Source organism: Klebsiella sp. A-Nf5 (genome assembly GCF_002810545.1).
Taxonomy (GTDB): Bacteria; Pseudomonadota; Gammaproteobacteria; order Enterobacterales; family Enterobacteriaceae; genus Klebsiella; species Klebsiella variicola.
This window is the reverse complement of record NZ_PIOG01000120.1, coordinates 1-978: the sequence shown is the minus strand read 5'-3', so window position 1 is coordinate 978 and position 978 is coordinate 1. Positions and strand designations below refer to the sequence as shown.

The 978-nt window shown below is 44.2% G+C and carries 1 protein-coding gene; it reads right to left on the bottom strand.

Annotated features, from left to right (window positions below; genetic code table 11):
* Positions 1-191 precede the first annotated feature (191 nt).
* Positions 192-978, bottom strand: a 787-nt coding sequence (locus tag CWM53_RS11800; RefSeq protein WP_227521708.1) for a DUF2971 domain-containing protein, incomplete at its 5' end; no start/stop codon positions are given.

Genomic DNA, 978 nt, shown 5'->3' with positions numbered 1-978 from the left:
CATGCCCCACCGATAGGTAATTACTTACTTATTGCTTGGCAAATCATAGCGACTAGTGACTGTTTTTGGAAGTGAAAACGGAAGGGAATATGTCTGGGACAGTTGGTATAAAAAACCTGTTTCCATATAAATAATAATAAGTAACTTAGTATTTATCTAGAGAAGCAGGCTCTTAATTGAAGCAGCCAGAACTAGTAACCTTGAAAAGAAAGGTTCTTGTCCAGTTCCACACGCTTCAGTTGGTACGAGTCAGTCGGGCAAAGCATTTTGTATACGGCGAGATTGCTGTCCAGCAACTCGCGGGCAAAATTTTCCAGCTCTCGATAGGGTTTACATCCGATAGAAATCTCTTTGATGAGCGAGGTATCGAACTTTTTAAGCCCTGGCAGTTCAGAGACAATCCGAAATTCTTCTTCGTACTTCCAGCTCTCCCCCTTGTGCAGAAAGATGGCTCTGACAATGTCGTAAACATCAGCGGTATAGAAGTTCACTTCAGGTGGCGATTTTACGTACTCCACATCACCGTTTAACGCTGTGTGTCGGTCATCCAGCGCTTCCACAATAGCGTCATCAAACCCTATGCAAAATCCAGAATGGGATCTGGCGTAATGCGACCACATCAGGTAATTAGTGTCAGTTCTGGTGAGGCATATCACGCCGGTATTCAAAAGCAGATTTCCGCGCAGCATATAGGCGTCAAACTCTTCGGCGTTTTTGGTTCGCCCTCTTAACCAGTTATCACTGTCATCGTCGCTTTTGCCGGGCCACATTTCATGATATCGAACACGCTTCTCCGGTATCGTGGCGTCAAAACTAAATTTGGCTTTGAATTCGGCAGGGTCATTGAATTCGTGCGGCCGGGTGGCTCGGATGGTTCCATCTTCGATGAAGAACTTGAGAATTTTGATTAATTCGTTTGGGTCTTCATGCCCTACGTATTTGTATAGCATTTTTTCCACTATTTTATATTGAAACGCA